Below are 24,957 nucleotides of genomic sequence, written 5' to 3' on the forward strand. Positions count from 1 at the left end.
ACCACTTCTTCATATAGTCCATGTCTATACCTTCCTGTTCAAAAACTATAGATAATAGTAAGCCAAAAAGGCCCAAGCGTTATTGATAAAATGTACTGCAATGGGGTAGATAAGATAGTCAGTTTTGTAATAGAGGTAGCCCAATAAGAAACCCGGGCTTGCATAAATAATCCAAGAACCCAAATCTGTCGGTTCATGCAAGAAGGCAAAAATCAAGCCAGATACTACAATTCCCAAAACCTTGTACTTTTCAAATAACTTCTTGAACAGATAACCTCTAACAATTATTTCTTCTGAAATAGCAGGTAGACATACAAAATTTATGAAGGCTAGCCAAGCTGGAATCTTCTCCAAAATCATTTCAATATCCATCTGATTGGCAGTATCCTCAATCCCTTGGAGATCCATAATAAAATAACCTAGCTTTTTACTTAAATAAGCAATGGAAAATGTTAGTGCTACAATCCCAAAGCCCTTCCAGGTCAGGATTTTTTTATCCCAAATGGCAATTCCATTCCTTTCAGCCCTCCAGCACATAAACGCAAGCACAATCAGTGAGATCAGACCTGCAACATATTGAGCTACTGGCGAAGAAGACGCATCCAAAATCAAATCTGGAAGAACCGCAAGCATCATAAAACCAAAAACTCTCAATAATATCCAAAGTTTCCGACCAAGCCACTTCATGTTATACCTAAATTTTTCCACACCAATCTCCTTAACTACTACAGAACATTGACAATATAGAATATATCCTGACGCCTATATATTTTGTATCATTTATATAAAACAATTTTACAACAATACAAATATTTTGTCAATAAAAACCAAGAAAAAAATACTAGGTCTTCCTAGTATTTTCTAAAGCGTTGATAGCGATTTTCGAGTAGCTCATCAAGTGGCAAGGCTTGTAGTTGAGCCAAGTGGCTGACCAGATTTTCCTTGATGTCAGCCAAGACTTCCTTGGTCGCTCTGCCATTTTCCAAAACAACCCGATCGACCACTTGGAGTTTCTCCAACTCGTAAGAAGTGATCTTCATGAGTTCTGCCGCTTCCATGGCCCGACTGCCGTCTTTCCAGAGGATAGAGGCGAAACCTTCAGGGCTGAGGACGGCGTACATGGAGTTTTCCAGCATCCAGACCTGGTCTGCGACTGCTAGGGCAAGGGCTCCACCAGATCCTCCCTCGCCGATGATAATGGCGATAATGGGCACCTTGAGGTCGCTCATCTCCATGAGGTTGCGAGCAATGGCCTCTCCCTGTCCACGCTCCTCGGCACCGACACCTGGATAGGCTCCAGCGGTATTGATAAAGGTGACAACGGGACGGCCGAACTTTTCCGCCTGTTTCATGAGACGAAGAGCCTTGCGGTAGCCTTCTGGGTGAGGCTGACCAAAGTTGCGTTTAAGGTTGTCCTGAAGGTTCTTCCCTTTTTGGATACCGATAACTGTCACTGGCTGACCTGCTAGAAAGCCGATGCCACCCACTACAGCACCGTCATCGCGGAAATTCCGATCGCCGTGCAGTTCGATAAAGTCATCAAAGAGTTGTGTGGCATAGTCCAAGGTCGTCAGGCGAGCCTGGTCACGTGCCAAACGGATCATACGTGCTACATCACTGGTCATCTGACACCTCCATGCATTCTCAACAAGCGACTAATGGTCGCTGGCAAGTCCTGGCGTTTGACAATGGCATCGACAAAACCATGTTCCTGTAAAAATTCCGCCTTCTGGAAATCGTCAGGTAGATTTTCCCGAACGGTTGACTCAATAACCCGCCGTCCTGCAAAACCAACCAAGGTCTGCGGTTCTGCTAGGATAATATCGCCTTCCATAGCAAAACTAGCCGTCACACCTCCTGTTGTGGGGTCTGTCAAGACCGTCAGGTAAAAGAGGCCAGCGTTGGAATGGCGTTTTACAGCTGCCGAGATCTTGGCCATTTGCATCAGGCTCATAATGCCTTCCTGCATGCGAGCACCACCAGATGCGGTAAAGAGGACGACTGGCAGTTTCTCTTCAGTAGCCAACTCAAAGAGGCGGGTAATTTTCTCACCAACTACCGTTCCCATAGAAGCCATGATAAAGTGCGAATCCATGATGCCAAGGGCAACTGGCTGACCGCCGATGGTCGCCTTGCCTGTCAGAACAGCCTCGTCCAAACCTGTCTTTTGACGGGTGGCTGCCAATTTCTCTAAATAATTGGGGAAGTCCAGCGGATTTGTGGTTTCAATCCCTGTAAACAATTCCTCGAACGAGCCTTTATCGACTGTCAAAGCCAGGCGTTCCTGGGCTGTAATCCGAAAATTATAGGAACAGTGTTGACAGGTTTTCTCTAATCCCAAATCATTCTTGTAAAGGATGACCTTACAAGCTGGACATTTAGAAAATAGTTCATCTGGCACCTCTGGCTTTGCTTGAGGTGCTGACTCTATCCGCGAACGATTGGGATTGATGCGGATATATTTGTCCTTTTTGCGAAACAAAGCCATAGCATTCTCCTAGTTTACTTTTTTATCGTCATTTAGTTGACTTTTATTACTTCAACGAATGAGGAAACTTCGTTTCCCTATTTCCAACTTCAAACACTCCACAGGAGTATTTGAACTCGCCTTGCCTGATTGAAACAGTCTGGGGGATACGAATAGTCCGGTGGACTATTCGTACCTGAGCCTGAAAACAAAAAAGCGAAGTACATCAGCTGGTCACCTAGAAACAAGAAAGCATTGAGTTATGCCTGTGGCTCGTTGCCTAGTACTAAAAGTAAACTAAAAGACTATAATTCTGCTTGATAGCGGGGTAAAAATTCTTCCATGAGGTAGGCAGTGTCGTAATCACCTGCCACCACACGCTTGTCGGAAATCAAGTCCAGCTGGAAGTCTGTATTGGTCACCACTCCGTCAATTTCCAATTCATAGAGGGCTCGCTGCATCTTCATCAGGGCTTCAAAACGATTTTCCCCATGCACGATGACCTTGGCTATCATCGAATCATAGTAGGGCGGAATGGTGTAGCCAGGGTAAACTGCCGAATCCACACGCAAACCAACACCACCGCTTGGCAGGTAGAGATTGGAAATCTTACCTGGACTTGGGGCAAAATTGAAGGCTGGATTTTCAGCATTGATGCGGCATTCAATGGCATGACCAGTAATCTTCACTTCTTCTTGGCGGACACTGAGTTCCTGCCCAGCCGCGATCTTGATTTGCTCCTTGACAATATCCACACCAGTGACAAATTCGGTAACAGGATGTTCCACCTGCACCCGTGTGTTCATTTCCATGAAGTAAAATTCGCCTTTGGCTTCGTCCAAGAGGAACTCAATAGTTCCCGCATTTTCATAGCCAACTGACTGGGCTGCACGGACTGCAGCCTGACCGATGCGAGCCCGCATGGTCTGACCAATGGCGATGGATGGAGCTTCTTCTAAGACTTTCTGGTTGTTGCGTTGAAGGGAACAATCCCGTTCTCCCAGATGGATGACATGACCGTGTTGGTCCGCTAAAATCTGCACCTCGATATGCCGAGCTGGATAAACAACACGCTCCATGTACATGGCTCCGTTGCCAAAGGCAGCCTTGGCCTCGCTGGAAGCTGATTCAAAGGCTGGTACTAGGTCTTCGGCTTTTTCAACCTTACGAATCCCCTTGCCGCCACCACCTGCCGACGCTTTAAGCATGACGGGGTAACCAATCTTTTCAGCAATTTCAAGGGCTTCTTGGCTGGTCAAAACTTCGCCGTCTGATCCTGGAATGACAGGGACTTGGGCCTTAATCATCTCTGCCCGTGCATTGATTTTATCTCCCATGGTATCCATGACTGTCCCCGAAGGTCCGATGAACTTGATACCAACCTCTTCACAGAGGGTGGCGAATTTGGAGTTTTCACTCAAAAATCCAAAGCCAGGATGAATGGCCTGGGCACCTGTCACAACAGCCGCCGAGATGACTGCCTGCATATTGAGATAGGAGTCTGTCGAACGGGCTGGGCCGATACAGACAGCCTCATCTGCCAACATGGTGTGGAGAGCTTCCCTGTCCGCCTCTGAATAGACAGCCACCGTTGCAATCCCTAACTCTCTGGCCGCACGAATAATCCGCACCGCAATCTCACCACGATTGGCAATCAAAATCTTCTCAAACATGATGAATCCTATCTCCTTTTTAACATAGAATAATTATTTATCACAAGCTCAGCCCTTAACTAGTTTGCAAAATAATGGACCGATTCATACTCAATGAAAATCAAAATCAGGCTAGCTCCAAAGGTTTGGGAAACCCTTGGAGGTTGGAGATAGAGCGAACGAAGTTCGTTTCTCCAAGAGCAGATATACTCCTGCTACTTTCTTATCTTATGGTAGCAGGCTGTCAAGCTCCACTGGAGCTTGACACTCATCAAATCAAGTCAACAACGGCTGAGTTTGATTTTCGAAGAGTATTATTTTCCAATAGCAAAAGTCAACACCCCAGACGCAGCCAATTTTCCGTCCACCTCTGCCTTTGCCTCAACGACCGCAATGGTTCCACGGCGTTTGACAAATGTAGCGGTCATAATCAACTGGTCACCAGGTACAACTTGCTTCTTAAATTTAACCTTATCCATGCCGGCATAAAAGACCAGCTTGCCCTTGTTTTCTTCCTTGGACAATTCCAAGACACCTGCGGTTTGTGCCAAAGCCTCCATGATGAGAACACCTGGCATGACAGGATAGTCTGGGAAATGCCCGTTGAAGAAGGGCTCGTTAATGGTCACATTTTTGAGGGCCACAATCTCATCTTCCGAAACTTCAAGGACACGATCGACCAAGAGCATAGGATAGCGATGAGGAAGAGCCTCTTTAATTTTTACAATATCAATCATTTGATGCGTACCAGTCCTTGTCCAAATTCTACAACATCTTGGTTGGCCACTAAAATCTCTGTGACTATACCATCACGATCAGCAGGCACTTCATTCATGACCTTCATGGCTTCGATAATCATGAGGGTCTGCCCCTTTTTGACCGTATCACCAACTGCTACAAAGGCTGGCTTGTCTGGGGCTGGTGACAAATAGGCCACACCAACAAGTGGACTTTCCACTACCGCACCCTCTGCCGCAAGGGCTGAGCTGGCTTCTACTGGAGCTGGCTCACTGGTTTCAACTGCTAGCACAGGGGCTGGGCTTGCAGGAGCTACTGGAGCAAGCGGAGCTTCTACGATTGGACTTGGAGCCACTGTCGCCTGCTGGTTTTTACTGAAATGCAAGGTTTCCCCAGCATTGCTATATGAAAATTCTCGCAAACTTGACTGGTCAAACTGACTCATCAGGTCCTTAATTTCTGTAATATTCACTTAGACCTCCCAACGTTTGAAAGCGATGACTGAATTATGCCCACCAAAGCCAAATGTATTTGAAATGGCATGACGGATTTCCATGTCACGACCTTGACCGTAGATGACATCCGCCTCAATGTAGTCAGACAACTCCGTCGTACCTGCTGTCTTAGGTGCATGAGAATGACGCATAGCCTCAATAACAGCCGCCGCTTCAACGGCACCCGCCGCACCCAACAAGTGACCTGTGAAGGACTTGGTGGAAGAAACTGGCGTGTTCTTGCCGAAGACGGATACGATAGCTTGACTTTCCCCTTTTTCATTAGCCGGTGTCGAAGTTCCATGGGCATTGATGTAGTCAATATCAGCTGGCTCCAAACCTGCTTCTGAAATGGCCAACTTCATGGCCTTGATAGCACCCAAACCTTCTGGGTGTGGAGAGGTCATGTGGTGGGCATCGCAGGTATTTCCATAGCCGACGATTTCAGCCAAGATGGTTGCCCCACGCGCCTCTGCATGCTCCAAACTTTCCAAGACCAAGACCGCAGCCCCTTCTCCCATGACAAAACCATTACGGTCCTTGTCAAAAGGAATGGAAGCACGACTTGGATCCTCAGTTGTCGACATAGCTGTCAAAGCCTGGAAACCACCGATGGCAAAAGGCGTAATAGCCGCTTCTGAACCACCTGCCAACATAACGTCTTGGAAGCCAAACTTGATTTCACGGAAGGCTTCACCCAAGGCATCATTTGACGAAGCACAGGCTGTGATGACACACTTGCAGACACCATTGGCACCGACCTGCATAGCAATATTTCCAGCAGCCATGTTTGGCAAGGCCTTTGGAAGAGCCATCGGACGAATCCGTTTGGGACCTTTTTCATTCATCCGAGCCACTTGCTCTTCAATTTCCAAAATACCACCGATACCAGTCGACAAGATAACACCAAAACGGTCACTGTCGACAGCTTCTGTATCAAGATTAGCATTAGCTACTGCCTCACGAGCTGCATAGAGAGCATAGAGGGAATAGTTGTCGTAGCGGTTGGTATCTTTCTTAACGAAGTATTTGTCAAATGGAAAATCCTTGATTTCCGCTGCATTATGGACAGTGTACTGGCTAGTGTCAAACTTGGTAATCTTTCCGATACCAATCTTGCCATTGACCAAGCTATCCCAGAATTCCTCTGGCGTATTGCCAATTGGAGATGTCAGACCGTAGCCTGTCACCACTACACGATTTAGTTTTGTCATTTTCAAACCTCTCTTACTGCATGGTCAAACCGCCATCAATGGCAATGACCTGACCTGTCAGATACTCTTGCTTGGCCAAGAACACAGCTACATCCGCTACTTCTTCCGTTAAACCGAAACGTTTCATAGGAATTTGCCCCAACATGGCATCCTTGATTTTATCAGACAGAACATCTGTCATATCTGACTGGATAAAGCCTGGTGCGATGGCATTGACACGAACATTGCGACTAGCGACTTCACGAGCAATGGATTTTGTAAAACCGATCACACCCGCCTTAGAAGCGGCATAGTTAGCCTGACCAGCATTTCCAGTCAAACCGACCACACTGGAAAGGTTGATAATCGCCCCTTCACGTGCCTTGGTCATGGGCTTCAAAACAGCCTGGGTCATGTTGAAAGTCCCAGTTAGGTTGATACTCAAAACGTTTTCGAAATCTTCTTCCGTCATTCGCAAGGCCATACCGTCCTTGGTAATCCCTGCATTGTTGACCAAGATATCGACGCTACCGAGAGCTTCAACTGCCTCAGCCACCATTCGTTTGGCATCCGTCGAGCTAGAAATATCTCCTGAAATAGCCACGACTTTGACACCGTAGCTTGAAAAGCTGTCCAGCAAGTCCTGCCCCAGCTGACCACGACCGTTCAGCACCACATTGGCCCCAAAACTAGCAAACTTATGGGCAATGGCCAAGCCAATTCCACGGCTCGAACCCGTTACAAACACATTCTTATTGGTAAGTTCCATGATTTCTCCTTATTGGCTACTCAACAAACCCTCTAGGCTTGCTGCATCTTCTACCGTCACAACCTCAGCTGCCTTATCAATCTTCTTGATAAAACCTGCCAAGACCTTGCCTGGACCGATTTCGATAAATTTGGTCACGCCAGCCGCCTGCATAGTTGCGATTGATTCATAAAAACGAACCGGCTCCATGACCTGACGGGTCAAGAGAGACTGGATGTCCTCTTTTTTCATGACCTTGGCTTCTGTATTGCCAACTAGCTCTACTTGGAAATCCGCAAATTCCACTTCTTCCAAGGCCTGAGCCAATTGCTCCGATGCTGGACGCAAGAGAGCCGTGTGAAAAGGTCCTGACACATTGAGGGGAATCATGCGTTTGACACCCGCTACCTTCAAGGCTTCCACCGCCTCATCCACAGCTGCCACCTCGCCACCGATAACGATTTGGGCTGGTGTATTGTAGTTGGCTGGGGAAACAATCCCAGAGGTAACTGATGAACAGACTTCTTCTATCAAGTTGACATCTGCATTGAGGACAGCGACCATCTTACCAGTCCCTGCTGGCGCAGCCGTTTCCATGTACTCACCCCGTTTGGCAATCAGAGCAATAGCATCTTCAAAGGCCAAAGCACCTGAAGCAACCAAGGCTGCATATTCTCCCAAGGACAGACCAGCCACCATGTCGGGCTTAATCCCCTTTTCTGCCAACAAACGATAGATAGCTAGGGAGGTGGTCAAAATCGCAGGCTGGGTATAGCGGGTCTGGTTGAGCTTGTCTTCCTGGTGGTCAATCAAGTCCCGCACATCATAGCCCAAAATCTGACTAGCTTGATCATAGGTTTCCTTGACAATAGGATAAGTGTCATAGAGGTCACGAGCCATACCAAGTGTCTGAGCCCCTTGACCTGCAAATAGAAAGGCTGTTTTTGTCATCTTATTCTCCAACAGATGCCCAGCGACTCGCCTCTTGACGAATCACCTTGGCAGCTCCAAAATATAAATCCTTCAAAATTTCTTCACAGGTTTCTTCCTTGGTCACCAAGCCAGCAATCTGACCAGCCATGACCGAACCATTGACCACATCACCGCCCACAACGGCATTGCGAAGGGCACCTGCCCCAAGTTCTTCAATGGATTCTGCAGAAATTTTCCCTGCTAGGAAGTCTTTTTCCGCAGCAGCATAGGCTGTGGAAAGTTTGTTCTTAATGGCACGCACCGAATGTCCGACAACGGAGGCAGAAACAGTCGTGTCAATATCCTTGGCCTTGAGAACCTTTTCCTTGTAGGCTGGGTGGGCATTTGACTCCTTGGCAACGACAAAACGCGTCCCCACTTGAATAGCCTCTGCACCCAACATAAAGGCTGCGGCAGCACCTGCACCATCTGCAATACCGCCCGCTGCGATAACAGGAATCGATACGGCTTCAACAACCTGGCGGACCAGAGTCATGGTGGTCAATTTACCGATGTGACCACCTGCTTCCATTCCTTCAGCGATGACGGCATCCACACCCAGTTTTTCCATACGTTTGGCAAGAGCCACACTAGGAACTACTGGAATCACAATAATACCAGCTGCATGCAAGCGTTCCATGTATTTACCAGGATTGCCCGCACCTGTCGTCACCACCTTGACCCCTTCTTCGATGACCAAGTCAACGATATCGTCCGCAAAAGGAGACAAAAGCATGATATTGACCCCGAAAGGCTTGTCTGTGATAGACTTCACCTTATCAATATTTGCCTTGACGACCTCTTTGGGAGCATTTCCCCCACCGATGATGCCCAGACCACCAGCATTTGAAACCGCACCAGCCAAGTCACCGTCTGAAACCCAGGCCATCCCACCTTGGAAAATTGGATAATCAATGTTTAGTAATTCTGTAATCTTTGTTTTCATACTTCCCTCATTCTTTCTTTGCTTAGCTAATCATTTGAATATCAAACAATTAGCTAAACAAGCGAGGGCAAAGCCCTCACTCAATAATTAGTTTGATGTTTCAATGTTTTGAATATCAAACTATCTATCCAAAGAAAAATGCTCACCAGCACTTTTCTATCGAAATCTTATTTAGTTTTTTCTTCAACATAAGCAACCAAGTCACCTACAGTTGTCAAACCTTCTTCAGTATCGATTTGGATGTCGAATGCATCTTCGATTTCAGAGATAACTTGGAAAAGATCCAATGAATCTGCATCCAAATCTTCAAATGTTGTTGTAAGGGTTACTTCTTCAGCATCCTTACCCAATTCTTCAACGATGATTTCTTGTACTTTTTCAAATACTGCCATGATAGTGCTCCTTTTTGATAAAAAAATTTTTAAAATCTTGCCTAAGGCAAGGAATTAACTAAAGTTTCAGTAGTAGCGTTCCCCAAGTCAGGCCGCCACCAAAGCCTGCCAACACAACCGTTTGGCTACCATCCAAGCGCAAGCTCCCTGCTTCCACACATTCTGATAAAAGAATGGGAATGCTGGCTGCACTGGTATTGCCATAGTGCATCATATTGGCTGGAAATTTCTCAATGCCAAGGCCCAGCTTGCGTGCCATCTTGTCCAAAATCCGACTATTGGCCTGATGAAGCAGGAAGTAATCCACCTCATCACCAGTCAAACCCTGACTGTCTAGTAGCTCTGCGATGGTCTTGGTCACATCGCGAACAGCAAACTCGAAAATCGCTCTGCCGTCCATCTGCAAATAAGGCTGGTGGCTTCCTTCTTTTGAAAAGGGAGAATGCAGACCCGTCTGACCAGAAGTTAAACTAAGGCCACGACTGCCATCTGTTCGATTGATTTCTGCTAGAAAATGCTGCTCAGGACTAGCTTCAAGCAAAACCCCACCAGCACCATCTCCAAACAAGACTGCAGTTCCACGATCTGTCCAGTCAACTGTCTTGGACAAGACCTCCGCTCCAATCACAATTCCCTTTTGGTAAATCCCAGAGGAAATTAGTTTGTCTGCGGTGGATAGTGCAAACACAAACCCCGAACAAGCTGCGACTAGGTCATAGGCAAATGCCTTCTTAGCACCGATTGCCGCCTGAACCCGTGCTGCCGTTGACGGCATAGCTGAATCTGGTGTAATGGTAGCAACAATGATAAAGTCAATGGCTTCAGCAGCCAGCCCCGACTTGTCTAGCAGGTCTTGGGCAACCTGACTAGCTAAATCGCTGGTATTTTCATCTACAACAATCCGTCTTTGACGAATACCCGTCCGCGAAGCAATCCAGTCGTCGCTGGTATCCATGATCTGTGCTAAATCATCATTGCTCACGACCTGTTCAGGAACATAGTGGGCAACCTGACTGATTTTAGCGAAGGTTCTCATTTCAAATCCTCCAAGAAATTATAGAGTTTGAAGAGCCCTTTTTTCATCACTTGGAACTCAGCCTCATCCATTCCGTCTGTAATTTGCTTGACCATTTCATTATGAAAACGTTGGTGCAAGCGATAAACCAGGCGTCCTTTCTTAGTCAAATAAAGATGAACTACCCGTCTATCTTTAGTAGAACGAATCCGCTCAACGTATCCTTTTCGTTCTAAATTATTTAGACTGGTCGTCACCGTACCAAGTGTGACCATCAAAGTACGAGCCACATCGCTCGGCGTCGCTCCATCCATACCACCAATGACATCGATTGTGTGCATCTCCTTAATGGAAATATCATTGAAGCGACTGCCACGAAGACTTGTTTCTTCAATTACCAACACATTATTAAATATAGCGGTCAGGTATTCATTTATTTTTGAATCTTCCAAAACAGGTCTCCTTTACTTTGATAATCAAAGTATAAGCTAAAATAATTTGATTGTCAAATATTTTTTCTAAAAAATTAAATTATTTTCCTGTAAATGCTGGTCTTCTCCGCTCAGCGTGGGCGCGAACACCTTCTTTAAAATCTTCTTTAAAAGCCAAACTTTCTTGCAAGTTCAACTCTAAGCGGCGATAGGATTGCCAGTCCTTGAATTGACTTTCCCAGACCAGTTGCTTGATCGCCACGTAGGAATTGATGGAGCCACGCATGAGTTTCTTGATAACCTGTTGGACAGTCTTTTCCAACTTTTCTGGCTCGACCAATTTGTAAACAATGCCGTAGTCCAGAGCTTTCTCCGCAGACAAGCCTTCTCCTGTCATGGCCAAGTGACTGGCACGATTGGCCCCAATAGCACGACTGAGTAGGAAAATACCACCCGCGTCTGGCGCCAACCCGACGCCAACAAAGGCCTGAATGAATTTTGTCTTGGTTGAGGCGATGACAAAATCCGCAGCTACAGCCATATTGGCTGCTGCGCCTGCTACTGCTCCATCGGTGACCATAATGACAACCTTTGGTAGTTGCTTGAGGGCGAAGGAGATGTCATTAACCAGCTCTGCTATGCGCACAAGAGAAGGAATATCGTCCTCATCCACTGCTCGCTTCATCTCTACCAGATCACCACCAACAGAGAATATAGGTCCAGCAGCAGCTATTTGTAAGAATTGAACTTGGTCATTCTGATCCGTTTCTTCGATAGCCGCAAGAATTTCTTCACACATAGGGATGTTAAAACCATTAGCCACATGGGGACGATTAAAGGTTAGAACGGCAAGACTTCCTGTTACCTGATAGGAAATTGTTTGGTAGGTCATCTCTTCTCCTTTGAAAATAATTTGATTATTAAAACATTTGAATATCAAATTTCAAACTCTTGTATCCCATTCTAGCATAGATTTTCAATTTGTCACTATTTTTCCCAAAATATAGTGTGACATCCGAAAAAAAGCTGGCAAAACCAACTTTTTCTATTAAACATCTAAATCATTCATTGCCTGTCCTAAGCTATCTACTAACCTATCAGCTTGGGACTGGTCGATACCGTAATGCCGATCCCGAATAGCCCAGACAGTCAGATTTGCCGCTTTTGCTGCAGCTATCCCTTTGGAACTGTCTTCAAAGACCAAAATATCCTTTTTATCCAGTCCTAAAGCTTGGACCGCCTGTTCATACACTGCTGGATGTGGCTTTGGTGCTTGACAATCCATACCCGAAAAGGTTTGATCAAAGTATGTTGCAATTCCCGCCTCAGACAAGGCACGTTCAATCTCTGCTCCATCTGTATTGGAGGCCAATACCAAAGGGAGGCCCTTGTTTTTTAACCGCTCCAGACTATCTCTTACATCTGGAAACAGGCGCTCAGCATAAGGAGTAGGACGATTTTCCTTGTAAATACGATACTCTTCCTCCAAGGCAGGTACATCCCAACTTTCATAATCATCTGCCAGGATACGTTTCCACATTTGACTAGCTCTACCACCAACAAAAATAGATGGTTCCAAGTGCTCTACTGATAAGCCCTTAGTAGCTAGAAAATCAATTCGACGTTGAAAATAAAACGTTTCCGTATCAAACAGAACACCATCCATATCAAAAATAATAGCTTTTACCATGTTTTTACTCCTATTCCTGTTCTATTGTAACATAGGCAGAAGTTTTTTGTTTTCAGAAAATTTTCGAAAGAGCAATTGTTCGTTTTAAAGACCAGTAGCCATAAGATTTGTTTATATGTACTGACAATCCCTTACTATTCTGCTATAATAGAAAAAAATATCCTAGGAGTTACAAATGAAAGTGATTAAGTTTGGCGGAAGCTCTCTCGCTTCTGCTAGTCAATTAGAAAAAGTATTCAATATTGTCCAATCCGATCCTGAGCGTCGCTTTGTCGTTGTTTCAGCACCTGGAAAACGAAACGCTGAAGATACCAAGGTTACCGATGCTTTAATTAAATATTATAAAAACTACATCAATGGAAAAGATGTTACTGCTAGTCAAGAATGGATTATCAACCGCTATCAGGCAATGGTCGACGAACTTGGTTTTACTGCCAAGAGCATGAAGAAAATTACCGAGAGCATTAAAGCCCTAGCTAGCCTACCAATCGAAAACAACGAGTTTCTCTATGATGCTTTCCTAGCTGCTGGTGAAGATAACAATGCAAAATTGATTGCCGAATACTTCACCTTTAAAGGCTTACCAGCTCGCTATGTTCATCCTAAAAAAGCTGGTATCATCGTCAGCTCGGAACCAGGTAACGCTCGTATTCTTCCATCAAGCTATGATAAAATTGAAGAGCTACGCGATGCTGATGAAATCCTCATTATTCCTGGTTTCTTTGGTGTTACGATTGACAATCAAATTTGCACTTTCTCACGTGGAGGGTCAGACATCACTGGTTCTATCGTAGCAGCAGGGGTAAAGGCTGATCTTTACGAAAACTTTACCGATGTAGATGGCATCTTTGCAGCTCATCCTGGCATTATCAAGAACCCTCATTCTATCAAGGAATTGACCTATCGTGAGATGCGCGAGTTGGCCTATGCTGGATTCTCTGTTCTTCATGATGAGGCTCTTCTTCCAGCCTATCGCGGTCGCATTCCATTGGTTATTAAAAATACCAATAATCCTGGTCATCCTGGCACTCGCATTGTTCACAAACACACTGAAGAAACCGTTCCTGTTGTTGGTATCGCAGCAGATGACGACTTCGTAAGTATCAATATGTCTAAGTACCTGATGAACCGTGAAGTTGGTTTTGGTCGCAAGGTTCTGCAAATTCTTGAAGATCTCAATATACGGTTTGAACATATGCCGACTGGTATTGATGACCTATCTATCGTTCTCCGCGAGCGTGAGTTAACACCTATCAAGGAAGAAGAAATCCTTCGTCAACTCAAGACCAAACTAGAAGTTGATAAGGCAGAAATTGAACATGGGCTTTCTACCATCATGATTGTTGGTGAAAATATGAAGAGCCATGTCGGTGTAACTGCTACTGCAACGGCTGCACTTTCTCAACAAAATGTCAACCTGGCCATGATTTCGCAAGGTGCCAGCGAAGTTTCCGTTATGTTCGTTGTCAAAACAGAAGAAAAAGAGAAGGCTCTCAAGGCCCTCTACGATGCATTTTTTGAGGAGAAATAAGTAAAAACCATGCTAGATTACTTCCTAGCATGGTTTTTTTATTCGAAAAAGCGTGGCAAACGGTCAGTTAATAGGCAGACAACCTCATAATTGATAGTACCAATATAGTCTGCCCAATCTTGAACGCTAATGCTATTTTCTTTATCCTGCCCGATCAAGGTAACCCTTTCACCGATTGGATAGTAGTCTGGTAAGCGAATGGTAATTTGGTCCATAGAAATCCGCCCTACTATTTCACAAGTTTTGCCATCGACTAAAACATGAAAACCTTGCAAACTTCTCACCATTCCATCCGCATAGCCAATCGGAACGGTGGCAATCCACTCTGTTTCTGGGCTAGTATAAGTAGCTCCATAACCAATGACAGTTCCAGCCTGAACCTGCTTGACATGGACAATTTCCGAAACCAGGGACAAGGCTGGTTCCACCGAAAATGGTAATTCTAAGGTCCTCCCACTTGGGTTCATTCCGTAGATAATATTGCCCAGACGAACCAGATTAAAGACAGTATCTGTATGCCAAATGCTGGTCGCAGAATTGCTGGCATGAACCCAGCGTGGCAAACGTGGCAAGAGAGCCAAATAAGCTTTAAAGCTAGACAACTGTTCTTGGAATTGCCTTTCATCTATCTCGTCTGCTGTTGCAAAATGGGTAAAAATACCTTCTAGCTCAAACTCTAAATCATCTAACAAATCCAGAGCCTGTTGCAATTCCTCTTCACTTCGAAAACCAATTCGCCCCATACCCGTATCAATTTTTAAATGAACTGCAAGTCCAGCCAAATCCAAATCTAGCTTAGCTACTTGGTTCAGCCATTCTAAGCTAGCAACTGTCACGCTAATATTTAACTGATGAGCTAGGGCTAAAAAGTTCGGAGGCACAATACCTAAAATCAAAATAGGATCTTCAATACCTGCCCTACGCAATTCTAAAGCCTCGTCCAAGTTAGATACGCAAAAACCAGTTACCTTACTGGATAATTTCCTTGCTACTGCAACTGCCCCATGGCCATAAGCATTAGCCTTAACAACCGCGAAGGCCGCGGTCTTATTTGGCAAACCACCCATCACTTTTTCCAGATTGGTGACGATAGCATCTAAATGAATACCTACTTGCGTGGGACGATGTTCACTCTCAATCATCTTTCTCCTCCAAAATAACACTAGCCTGGGCAAAATTCCCTGAATGACTAATGCTCAACCATACTTTCCCTGAAAAATGTCTAGAAACTAAGCAAGGGGCACCGTTACTAGCATTTGAAATGTCAATATCTTGAAAAGTAACCTTGCCAATCCCAGTACCTAAAGCCTTAACGAAAGCTTCTTTAGCGGCCCAACGGCCCGCCAGATATTCCAGCTGGCGACGACCTTGTAACCCTTGATAGCGTTCAAATTCTCTTTCTGTTAAAATCCGTTTGGGAAAATCATTATGTTTCTTTCTAGCACGCTCAATCGCCTCTATTTCTTGAAGGTCAATACCATGCCCAACTATCATTGAAACCTCGCCTCATTTTCACATTTCATCCTTTGGAACAATTGAAAAGGGACTGGACAGCCGTCCAGTCCCTTGTTCTTTGCTATTTACGGCCGTGACAATTTTTAAATTTCTTACCAGACTGACATGGGCATGGTGCATTTCGATCTACGCCTTCGAAAGATACTTGTTCTTTCACCATGGCAGACTGCGCCGGAATAATATTTTTCACTGCTGTCGTATGAGATTCTTGTCTTGCACGCTCACGCTCAATATTATCGTGGATTTGAGCCTTCATCATTAAACGAGTGACCTCAAACTCAATAGCACCAATCATATCATTAAACATGGTAAAAGCTTCTGATTGGTATTCAACAATTGGATTGTTTTGAGCATAACCACGCAAGCTAACAGCATTACGCAATTGATCCAAGGAATCAATATGATCTGTCCATTTGCTATCTACTACACGGAGAATAAGGACCTTTTGGAACTCACGAACCCGCTCTTCATCACGCAATTTTTCAACCTGAGAATTGTAAACAGACAAGGCACGTTCATAGAGTTCATCAATGATTTCCTGCTTACTCAAATCCTCCAGATAAGCCAGACTTAAACTACCTTCCTCAACCAAGTTAGCATGTGCAAACTGGACAATCGCTGCCACTGCTTCTTCTTTAGAACTTAGAAAATGACCTTCAACCTGGCGCTCGATGGTTCGCTTGATCATGGCCTTAATTTCCGGAGCTAAATCTCGGTCTGCTGTAATGACATCATGACGCTGGCGATAGATGATTTCACGTTGCTCACGCATGACATCATCATATTGAAGGACCTGCTTACGAGAATCGTAGTTATTTCCCTCAACACGCTTTTGAGCTGCTTCCACTTGACGTGTCAGCATCTTAGACTTAATAACAGACTCTTCTTCTGTCAGGTTCATGCGTTCCATAAAGGCCTTAATCCGTTCTGAACCGAAGCGTTTCATCAAATCATCTTCTAATGAGAGGTAAAATTGAGACTCACCCTTGTCACCTTGACGACCAGCACGTCCACGAAGCTGATTGTCAATACGGCGGCTTTCATGGCGTTCTGTACCAATGACACATAGGCCACCTAACTCTAAGACGCCAGGACCCAACTTGATATCTGTACCACGTCCCGCCATGTTGGTCGCAATGGTAACAGCTCCACGCTGTCCAGCATTCATGATAATTTGAGCTTCACGGTAATGGTTTTTAGCATTCAAGACCTCGTGAGGAACGCCTGCAGCAACCAATTTTTTTGAAATCAAATCAGATGTTTCTACCGCAACGGTACCTACTAGAACTGGTTGCCCTTTTTCATAACGTCGCTTAACATCCGCAACAACTGCATTGAACTTGTATTCCAAGCTTGGGTAAAGCAAGTCTTCATGGTCAATACGTTGAATTGGACGGTTGGTAGGGATTGGAATAATGCGAATGTTATAAATTTCGCGGAATTCTTCTTCTTCTGTCTTACCAGTACCTGTCATTCCTGCCAATTTTTTATACATCCGGAAAAGGTTTTGATAGGTGATGGAGGCACTTGTCTTGGATTCATTCTGAACTGGCACACCCTCTTTGGCCTCAATAGCTTGGTGCAGTCCATCAGAATAGCGACGACCTTCCATAGTACGACCTGTAAATGGATCAATGATCATGACTTCTTGTTCGTCATTCACAAGGTAGTCCACATCGTAGATCATGATATAGTTGGCACGAAGGGCATTGTCCAAGAAGTGAGTAATAGCTACATTTTCAATATCATACAAGTTGTCCAGCTTGAAGAATTTTTCAGCCTTATCAATTCCTGAATCGGATAGACCAATCGTTTTAGAAGGGACATCAATGATGTAATCTTCGCTATTTAAAGATTTGACCAGCTTATCTGCCAAGAAGTAGAGCTGGTTGGTTTCTGACCCCTGAGGACCAGAAACAATCAGAGGGGTACGTGCTTCGTCAATCAAGATAGAATCGACCTCATCGACCAAGGCATAGTTGAGTGGACGCTGAACCATATCTTCCGCACGAACCACCATGTTATCACGAAGGTAGTCAAAACCAATTTCAGAGTTGGTCGAATAAGTAATATCACAGTTATAGGCTTCTCGTTTTTCGAAAGGCGATTTCGCCGCTAGGTTAATCCCGACAGACAAGCCCAACCAAGAATAGAGTTCTCCCATCTCAGTTGCATCACGGGTTGACAAGTATTCGTTTACCGTAACAACGTGCACACCTTCTCCAGAAAGTGCGTTTAAGTAAACAGGCATGGTCGCAGTAAGGGTTTTTCCTTCCCCTGTACGCATCTCTGGCACGTCACCATTATGGAGAACGATCCCCCCCATAACCTGAACTTTATATGGGTACAGACCTAGAACCCGTTTTGCCGCCTCACGCACAACCGCGTAGGCTTCGTACAACAAATCATCCAATGATTCGCCGTTCGCATAACGCTCCTTAAATTCAGCCGTTTTTGCCTGTAATTGTTCATCCGTTAAAGCGGCCATCTCATCTGCATAAGAGAAGACCTTGTCCGCCATTCTTTCAAGTTTTCTTTGTTCTCCCTTGTCATTTTCGATAAGAGAACGAAGTTTGTTTGCTAACATATATTTCATCCTATTTCAAGTTTTAATCAATAATCTATTGTAGCAAAAAAATAGTTAATTTTCAAGATTTCCCCTCTTGTATCCAAGAAAGGCACACAAAAAAATCCGAACAAGTCGGATTTTTCATTATTTTTCAGATACTTGTTTGGCCAAGGCAAAGTTACCAAGTGTCGCTGAACCATTTTCTGCAACTGCAGGCGTTACAATGTATTCTTTGACATCTGGTGTTGGAAGATAATCGTTCATCAAACCAACAAATTTCTCGCGTACACGATTAAGCATGTGCTCTTGAGCCATGACACCTCCACCAAATACAATAACTTGTGGACGATATAGCAGAGTCGCCTGAACAGCTGCTTGAGCAATGTAGTAAGCCTGAACATCCCAAACATCAGAATTAAGTTCAATTAACTCACCACGGATACCAGTACGACCCTCGAGAGATGGACCAGCTGCCAAGCCTTCCAAACAACCATTGTGGAAGGGACAAGTTCCGTTGAACTCATGTTTGACATCATAAGGATGCAAAGCTACGTAAGTATGACCAGCCTCAGTATGCCCAAGTCCTCCAATAAATTCTCCATTTTGGATAGCTCCAGCGCCAATTCCAGTACCAATTGTGTAGTAAACCAGGCTCTTCACACCCTTGCGAACCAAAGTTTCACCATAGGCAGATGAGTTGACATCCGTCGTAAAGTAGAATGGAATGTTAAATTCTTTAGCAATCAAACCAAGCAAATCAATGTTTGACCAGTGTGGTTTTGGTGTTGAAGTAATGTAGCCATAGGTCTGTGAGTTTTGGTCAATATCAATCGGACCAAATGAACCAATGGCAATACCTGCCAAACGGTCTTCATAGCGTTTGAAGAATTCTACAGTACGTTCAATGGTTTCATAAGGTGTTGTTGTTGGAAATTGTGTTTTTTCAATTACTTGGAAATTCTCATCACCAACAGCACAAACAAATTTTGTACCACCAGCTTCCAAGCTTCCGTATAATTTTGTCATGAATTTTCTCCCTTTTTGTTTTTTTCATTATACCATAGATAGAAATAGAAGAAAAAGGCTTACCGCCTTTTCCTAGATATATTATTTCTAGGCTCTCACCTTACTTTCAGTACTAGGCAACGAGCCGCAGGCATAACTGAAGTTAGGCAAGGCGAGTTAACGAAGTAATGAAAGCAAAGAGGAGGTATAGAATTATTTTGCAACTTTCAAGAAGTCCACACCATGAGAGATTGTTCCCTCAGCAAGTGGTGAAACTTCTGTGAAGTCTGCTGTGTTTGTCACGATGATCATAGTTGTATCATCAAGACCTGCTTCAGCAATCTTAGCTGCATCGAATTTTGCAATCGGTTTACCTGCGGCAACTTTGTCACCAGCTGCAACCAATTTTTCAAATCCGTTGCCGTTCATTGATACTGTGTCAATACCGATGTGGATCAAGATTTCTGCACCTGAAGCTGTTTTCAAGCCATAGGCATGACCTGTTTCAAAAGCAATGGTTACTTCTGCATCTGCTGGTGCGTAAACAACACCTTCAGTTGGCTTAACTGCCAAACCTTTACCCATAGCTCCAGAAGAGAAGACTGGATCATTCACATTTTCAAGAGCAACTACATCACCTGAAAGTGGAGATACAAGCGTTTCTTCAGCCACTTCTGCAACAGGTGCTGTTGGAGCTGCTGCTACAGAGGAATTAGGCTTTTTTACGTCTTTCTCCTCATCTTCATAGCCGAAGAGGTAAGTCAAAGCGAAACCTGCTGCGAATGATACAGCTACCATGAGCAAGTATTGTGGCAATTGACCGTCTACGTAAAGAAGTGTACCTGGAATGATCGTGATACCAAAACCGTTACCAGCAAGACCAAGAAGTGAAGCTACCATACCGCCAAGAGCACCCGCTGCCAATGACAAGAAGAATGGCTTACGGAAACGCAAGTTAACACCGAAGATAGCTGGCTCAGTAATACCAAGGAAGGCTGCAAGAGCTGCTGGGAAAGCAAGAGCTTTCAATTTAGGGTTCTTCGTTTTCACACCAACCGCTACTGTAGCAGCACCTTGCGCTGTCATCGCTGCAGTGATGATAGCGTTGAATGGGTTAGCACCAGTATTTGCTACCAATTGTGACTCAAGCAAGTTGAAGATATGGTGAACACCTGATACCACGATGATTTGGTGAACACCACCAATAAGGAGACCTCCAAGACCCATTGGCAAGCCCAAGATTGCTTGTGTACCTAGCAAGATGTAGTTCTCAACTACGTGGAAGACTGGACCAATTACGAAGAGACCAAGAATAGACATCACCAAGAGGGTAATGAATGGCGTTACCAAGAGGTCAAGTACTTCTGGAACAACCTTACGGACTGCTTTTTCAAATTGAGCACCAACGATACCGATGATGAAGGCTGGCAAGACAGAACCTTGCAAACCAACAACGGGAATGAATCCAAAGAAGATTTGTGGTGTCACATCGCCACCTGAAGCAACTGCCCAAGCGTTTGGCAAGGAGCCAGAAATCAACATCATACCAAGAACAAGACCGATTGTTTGGTTGCCACCGAATACACGGAAAGTTGACCATACAACCAAGGCTGGCAAGATGATGAAGGCTGTATCTGTTAAGATTTGAGTATAAGTGATGAAGTCAGCGTTCCATTCTGTAACACCAAGAGCTCCCATGATTGCTTCTTGTGTCAAAAGACCACGAAGACCCATGAAAAGACCTGTTGCTACGATAGCAGGAATGATTGGAACGAATACGTCACCGAAGGTACGGATAGCACGTTGGAAAGCATTGCCTTGTTTAGCAGCTTCTGCCTTCTGCTCACCAGTAGTCGCTGTTGGCAAACCAAGAGCAACGACTTCATCGTAGATTTTGTTAACTGTACCAGTACCAAAGATGATTTGGTATTGACCAGAGTTGAAGAAAGCACCTTGTACTTTTTCGATATCTTCGACTGTATCCTTGTCGATTTTTCCTTCATCAACAACCATGACACGAAGACGAGTCGCACAGTGGGCAACACTGCGTACGTTCTCACGTCCGCCAAGGGCGTCAATGACTTTTTTTGCAATTTCAGTATTGTTCATCTTGCAAAAATCTCCTTAAATTATTTTTTGTTTTTTGAAAGTGTTTTCACGCTTTCGATGGTTTAATTATATCACTTTTACAAAATATGTCAAACGTTTTGCAGAATTTTTTAAAAAATTCCAATAATCACTGTAAAAAGCTTGATTTTTCACAAGAAAACGTTTACTATATTAATTGAAATATTAGATAAAATTGGAGATAGTATGGCCTTTACTACTGAAGAACGTTACAGAGCTTATGCTGACTGGACGCCAGAATACATTGAAAAAATCAAAAAGAATACGGAGAGTTCTCCTTGGAGAACCAACTTCCACATTGAAACGCCTCACGGTCTTTTGAATGACCCGAATGGATTTTCTTATTTTAATGGAAAATGGACCCTCTTTTACCAATACTTCCCATTTGGTGCTGCACATGGCTTAAAATCATGGGTTCATACAGAATCCACTGACCTTGTTCACTTTGAAGAAACGGGAACAGTTGTTTATCCGGATACGCCATTGGATAGCCACGGTGCCTACTCTGGTTCGGCTATGGAATTCGGTGACAAGCTCTTCCTCTTCTATACAGGAAATGTCCGTGATGAAAATTGGGTCCGCCATCCTTATCAAATTGGTGCCTTGATGGACAAGGACGGCAAGATTGAAAAAATTGATAAGATTTTGATTGACCAACCAGAGGATACAACCGACCACTTCCGTGATCCGCAAATCTTCAACTACAAAGGTCAATATTACGCCATCGTCGGCGGACAAAATCTAGATAAAAAAGGTATTGTTAAGCTCTATAAGGCTGAGAACAATGACTACCTCAACTGGACCTTGGTTGGTGACCTGGATTTTGCCAATGATATGACTGCCTACATGATGGAGTGTCCAAATATTGCTTTCGTTGGTGAGCAACCAATCCTTCTTTATTGCCCTCAAGGTTTGGACAAGGACGTTTTGGACTACGGCAACATTTATCCAAACATGTACAAGATTGGTCAAGGTTTTGATCCTGAATCAGCAACTATTGTAGAGCCAAGTGAGCTTATCAATCTAGATTATGGTTTCGAGTGCTACGCAACCCAGGCCTTCAATGCTCCAGATGGTCGCACCTTGTCCGTCAGCTGGTTGGCCCTTCCCGATGTAGAATACCCAACAGATACCTATGATTACCAAGGTTGCTTGTCCTTGGTCAAAGAATTGTCTATCAAGGACGGTAAACTTTACCAATACCCTGTTGTAGCCATCACATGCCTTCGTCAAGAAGCTCAGCCATTTTCAAACCAAAAAGAAACCAACAATGTTTATGAATTGGAACTTGATTTTTCAGCAGATACTAAGCATGAAATCGTACTATTTGCAAACCAAGACAATAAAGGTCTAGTCTTGACTGTTGATACAGAAAATGGACAGATTACATTGGATCGCGAACATTGTGGTCAGCCATTTGCTCTTGAATTTGGCACAAGTCGTGCTTGTGATATTGAGCCTGGAGCGCTTACTGCCAATATCTTCATCGACAAGTCTGTCTTTGAAATTTTCATTAATAAAGGAGAAAAAGTATTTTCTGGTCGCGTTTTCCCTGATGCAGATCAAAATGGTATTGCTGTCACTGCTGGAAACCCAACTGGAACCTACTACCATTTAGATTATGGTCGCAAAACTAACTGATGTCGCACAGTTAGCCGGAGTTAGTCCGACAACGGTTTCTCGTGTCATCAATAAAAAAGGCTATTTATCGGAAAAAACGGTCCGCAAGGTTGAGGAAGCTATGCGAGAATTAGGCTACAAACCTAATAACTTAGCTCGTAGCTTGCAAGGAAAGTCAGCTAAACTGGTTGGCTTGATTTTCCCTAACATTAGTAATGTCTTCTATGCAGAATTGATCAGTCACTTAGAAAGCCAACTCTTCAATCGGGGCTACAAGACGATTATTTGCAATAGCCAACACGAATCTGAGAAGGAAAGAGAATATCTGGAAATGTTGGCAGCCAACCAGGTAGATGGCATTATCTCTGGTAGTCATAACTTGGGTATCAAGGATTATGATCGAGTGTCTGCTCCCATCATAGCCTTCGACCGCAACCTGTCACCGTCAATCCCTGTCGTTTCATCTGACAACCATGCTGGCGGTGTACTTGCTGCCAAAACATTGAAAAAGGCTGGTTGCCAGCGACCTATTATGATTTCTGGTAATGACGATTCAAATTCACCAACTGGACTTCGTCAATTAGGATTTCTCTCCATCCTACCAGATGCCATAGTCTACCACGTTTCCAGTGATTTCTCTCCCGTTAGAAAAGAAATGGAAATCCGTACGATTATTGAAAAACATCAACCAGATGGTATTTTCGTGTCTGGTGATGCTACTGCTATGCTGGTCTGGAATGTGGCACGTTCACTCAACCTGTCCATTCCACAAGAACTCAAACTGATTGGTTATGATGGAACCCACTTTATTGAAAACTACTATCCTCAACTGACAACGATTAAGCAACCCCTAAATGATATTGCAAAACTAATGGTTGACTTATTGATTGAGAAAATTGAGGGTAAGGAATTAAGCAAACATAATTATATCTTGCCAGTTTCCCTACTTGCAGGGGCCAGCATATAAACAAAACTGTACTTGATATCAATCAGGTACAGTTTTTTGTTGGTCAAACATAAAAAAAGAAACCACTTAGGCTTCTTCTTTTATAAATTTGCTCAAAACACCATTGATAAATTTGGCCGAGGATTCATCTGAGAATTCTTTGGCTAGTTCGATGGCCTCATTGACAGCTACACGGTCTGGCGTTTCTTCAAAATGCAAGATTTCAAATAGACCTAAACGCATGATATTCTTATCAATCAAGGTCAATCGGTCCAAGGTCCAACCTGCTTTTAGTCGGCTAGATAATTCCTTGTCCAAATCCTCACGATAATCTGCCACACCATTGATAAGATTTAAAAGGAAAAGCGGAATTTCAACACCTTCTTGCTCTTCTTCTTGGTCGTAAAGATAGGAGAATTGGGCTGCCTGTACAGGTTCTTGACCGAATTCCAGTGATACGATTGCCTGCAAAGCACACTTACGCAGGGCGTGTCTATTATTCTTCATCAAGGAAATCCTCTCCGAACAAATCTTTCAAGGCTGGTTTTGGTGTTTTATCTGGAACAATGCCATTGACATGAATATTGACAGCAGTCACTTCAACTTCTGCATAGTTATAAATAGCGGTTTTAACTGCACGTTGAATATCCATGGATACAGCTGGAACATTGACACCGTACTCTAGGTAAACATAGATGTCTGCTGTTACTTTTCCTTCGTCGTCAGTTTGAAGGTACACACCTTTATTTAAGGAAGATTTTGACCAAGTATCTGCCACACGTTTGTTGTGAAGAGAATGTACCCCTTCCACTTTGGCTGCCGCAATACCTGTAATCACTTCAAGAACGCGTGGTGCAATAACAATTTCACCTTGGTATTCTGTTGTCATAAGCTCTCCTTTCTAGG

At 44.1% G+C, this 24,957-nt stretch carries 25 protein-coding genes; 3 read left to right on the plus strand and 22 right to left on the minus strand.

All coding sequences use genetic code 11. From position 1 onward, the window contains the following. Positions 1-45: 45 nt before the first annotated feature. The 15 genes from C1G49_RS07165 to C1G49_RS07235 all read right to left on the minus strand — a co-directional run bounded on the left by C1G49_RS07165 (position 46) and on the right by C1G49_RS07235 (position 12,738). Entirely contained in the window at positions 46-708 is a 663-nt protein-coding gene (locus C1G49_RS07165) for a CPBP family intramembrane glutamic endopeptidase (RefSeq protein ID WP_238595858.1), read from the minus strand. A 143-nt stretch (positions 709-851) separates the two neighbouring features. After that, positions 852-1,625 (minus strand): acetyl-CoA carboxylase carboxyl transferase subunit alpha, encoded by a 774-nt coding sequence (locus C1G49_RS07170; protein ID WP_105118530.1) that lies wholly within the window; start codon positions 1,623-1,625, stop codon positions 852-854. Continuing rightward, positions 1,622-2,488 carry an acetyl-CoA carboxylase, carboxyltransferase subunit beta gene (accD, locus tag C1G49_RS07175; RefSeq protein ID WP_105125151.1) on the minus strand — a complete coding sequence of 289 codons (867 nt, stop codon included), beginning with the start codon at positions 2,486-2,488 and terminating at the stop codon, positions 1,622-1,624. Before accD ends, C1G49_RS07170 begins: the two co-directional genes overlap by 4 nt. Before the next feature lie 284 nt (positions 2,489-2,772). Further along, positions 2,773-4,140, minus strand: a complete 1,368-nt coding sequence (locus C1G49_RS07180) for an acetyl-CoA carboxylase biotin carboxylase subunit (RefSeq protein WP_105125152.1) — start codon at positions 4,138-4,140, stop codon at positions 2,773-2,775. Between the two features lie 293 nt (positions 4,141-4,433). Next, positions 4,434-4,856, minus strand: coding sequence for a 3-hydroxyacyl-ACP dehydratase FabZ (gene fabZ, locus C1G49_RS07185; protein ID WP_009910704.1), 423 nt, complete (start codon positions 4,854-4,856; stop codon positions 4,434-4,436). Beyond that, positions 4,853-5,329: an acetyl-CoA carboxylase biotin carboxyl carrier protein gene (accB, locus tag C1G49_RS07190; protein ID WP_105125153.1), complete on the minus strand. Its 477-nt coding sequence runs from the start codon at positions 5,327-5,329 to the stop codon at positions 4,853-4,855. The genes fabZ and accB overlap by 4 nt, the downstream gene beginning before the upstream one ends. After that, positions 5,330-6,565 carry a beta-ketoacyl-ACP synthase II gene (fabF, locus tag C1G49_RS07195; RefSeq protein ID WP_105125154.1) on the minus strand — a complete coding sequence of 412 codons (1,236 nt, stop codon included), beginning with the start codon at positions 6,563-6,565 and terminating at the stop codon, positions 5,330-5,332. It lies immediately after the preceding gene. A 13-nt stretch (positions 6,566-6,578) separates the two neighbouring features. Beyond that, positions 6,579-7,313 carry a 3-oxoacyl-[acyl-carrier-protein] reductase gene (gene fabG / locus C1G49_RS07200; RefSeq protein WP_105125155.1) on the minus strand — a complete coding sequence of 245 codons (735 nt, stop codon included), beginning with the start codon at positions 7,311-7,313 and terminating at the stop codon, positions 6,579-6,581. A gap of 9 nt (positions 7,314-7,322) precedes the next feature. Continuing rightward, the gene (fabD, locus tag C1G49_RS07205) at positions 7,323-8,243 is read right to left on the minus strand and encodes an ACP S-malonyltransferase (RefSeq protein ID WP_105125156.1); all 921 of its coding nucleotides are present in this window, start codon (positions 8,241-8,243) and stop codon (positions 7,323-7,325) included. A gap of 1 nt (position 8,244) precedes the next feature. Then, entirely contained in the window at positions 8,245-9,210 is a 966-nt protein-coding gene (gene fabK, locus C1G49_RS07210; protein WP_105125157.1) for an enoyl-[acyl-carrier-protein] reductase FabK, read from the minus strand. A gap of 167 nt (positions 9,211-9,377) precedes the next feature. After that, on the minus strand, positions 9,378-9,602 hold the full coding sequence (locus C1G49_RS07215; RefSeq protein ID WP_002938891.1) for an acyl carrier protein: 225 nt from the start codon (positions 9,600-9,602) through the stop codon (positions 9,378-9,380). Positions 9,603-9,660: 58 nt separating this feature from the next. After that, positions 9,661-10,638: a beta-ketoacyl-ACP synthase III gene (locus tag C1G49_RS07220; RefSeq protein WP_105125158.1), complete on the minus strand. Its 978-nt coding sequence runs from the start codon at positions 10,636-10,638 to the stop codon at positions 9,661-9,663. Continuing rightward, entirely contained in the window at positions 10,635-11,069 is a 435-nt protein-coding gene (locus C1G49_RS07225; protein ID WP_105125159.1) for a MarR family winged helix-turn-helix transcriptional regulator, read from the minus strand. Before C1G49_RS07225 ends, C1G49_RS07220 begins: the two co-directional genes overlap by 4 nt. A 79-nt stretch (positions 11,070-11,148) precedes the next feature. Beyond that, entirely contained in the window at positions 11,149-11,940 is a 792-nt protein-coding gene (locus C1G49_RS07230; protein ID WP_105125160.1) for an enoyl-CoA hydratase, read from the minus strand. A gap of 156 nt (positions 11,941-12,096) precedes the next feature. After that, positions 12,097-12,738 carry an HAD family hydrolase gene (locus tag C1G49_RS07235; protein ID WP_105125161.1) on the minus strand — a complete coding sequence of 214 codons (642 nt, stop codon included), beginning with the start codon at positions 12,736-12,738 and terminating at the stop codon, positions 12,097-12,099. Positions 12,739-12,913: 175 nt separating this feature from the next. Between C1G49_RS07235 and C1G49_RS07240 the strand changes: the two genes are divergently transcribed. Further along, on the plus strand, positions 12,914-14,269 hold the full coding sequence (locus C1G49_RS07240; RefSeq protein WP_105125162.1) for an aspartate kinase: 1,356 nt from the start codon (positions 12,914-12,916) through the stop codon (positions 14,267-14,269). A gap of 38 nt (positions 14,270-14,307) precedes the next feature. Here the strand turns inward: C1G49_RS07240 and alr are convergent, their stop codons facing one another. From alr to C1G49_RS07265, 5 genes are all read right to left on the minus strand, one after another. After that, positions 14,308-15,411, minus strand: coding sequence for an alanine racemase (gene alr, locus C1G49_RS07245; RefSeq protein WP_105125163.1), 1,104 nt, complete (start codon positions 15,409-15,411; stop codon positions 14,308-14,310). After that, positions 15,404-15,763, minus strand: a complete 360-nt coding sequence (gene acpS, locus C1G49_RS07250) for a holo-ACP synthase (RefSeq protein ID WP_105125164.1) — start codon at positions 15,761-15,763, stop codon at positions 15,404-15,406. Before acpS ends, alr begins: the two co-directional genes overlap by 8 nt. A gap of 82 nt (positions 15,764-15,845) precedes the next feature. Then, positions 15,846-18,371 (minus strand): preprotein translocase subunit SecA, encoded by a 2,526-nt coding sequence (gene secA, locus C1G49_RS07255; RefSeq protein ID WP_105125165.1) that lies wholly within the window; start codon positions 18,369-18,371, stop codon positions 15,846-15,848. A 126-nt stretch (positions 18,372-18,497) separates the two neighbouring features. Further along, entirely contained in the window at positions 18,498-19,379 is an 882-nt protein-coding gene (gene scrK, locus C1G49_RS07260; RefSeq protein WP_105125166.1) for a fructokinase ScrK, read from the minus strand. A 192-nt stretch (positions 19,380-19,571) separates the two neighbouring features. Then, positions 19,572-21,467 (minus strand): sucrose-specific PTS transporter subunit IIBC, encoded by a 1,896-nt coding sequence (locus C1G49_RS07265; RefSeq protein ID WP_105125167.1) that lies wholly within the window; start codon positions 21,465-21,467, stop codon positions 19,572-19,574. A gap of 204 nt (positions 21,468-21,671) precedes the next feature. Between C1G49_RS07265 and C1G49_RS07270 the strand changes: the two genes are divergently transcribed. After that, positions 21,672-23,126, plus strand: a complete 1,455-nt coding sequence (locus tag C1G49_RS07270; protein ID WP_105125168.1) for a sucrose-6-phosphate hydrolase — start codon at positions 21,672-21,674, stop codon at positions 23,124-23,126. Continuing rightward, a complete protein-coding gene (locus C1G49_RS07275; protein WP_105125169.1) occupies positions 23,107-24,072 on the plus strand; it encodes a LacI family DNA-binding transcriptional regulator in 966 nt (321 codons plus the stop codon). Before C1G49_RS07270 ends, C1G49_RS07275 begins: the two co-directional genes overlap by 20 nt. A 66-nt stretch (positions 24,073-24,138) precedes the next feature. Here C1G49_RS07275 and nusB read toward each other — a convergent pair whose 3' ends face one another. Both nusB and C1G49_RS07285 read right to left on the minus strand, forming a co-directional pair. Beyond that, positions 24,139-24,558: a transcription antitermination factor NusB gene (gene nusB / locus C1G49_RS07280; protein ID WP_105125170.1), complete on the minus strand. Its 420-nt coding sequence runs from the start codon at positions 24,556-24,558 to the stop codon at positions 24,139-24,141. After that, entirely contained in the window at positions 24,548-24,940 is a 393-nt protein-coding gene (locus C1G49_RS07285) for an Asp23/Gls24 family envelope stress response protein (protein ID WP_029174634.1), read from the minus strand. Before C1G49_RS07285 ends, nusB begins: the two co-directional genes overlap by 11 nt. Positions 24,941-24,957 lie beyond the last annotated feature (17 nt).

The organism is Streptococcus suis (assembly GCF_002960625.1).
GTDB lineage: Bacteria > Bacillota > Bacilli > Lactobacillales > Streptococcaceae > Streptococcus > Streptococcus suis_T.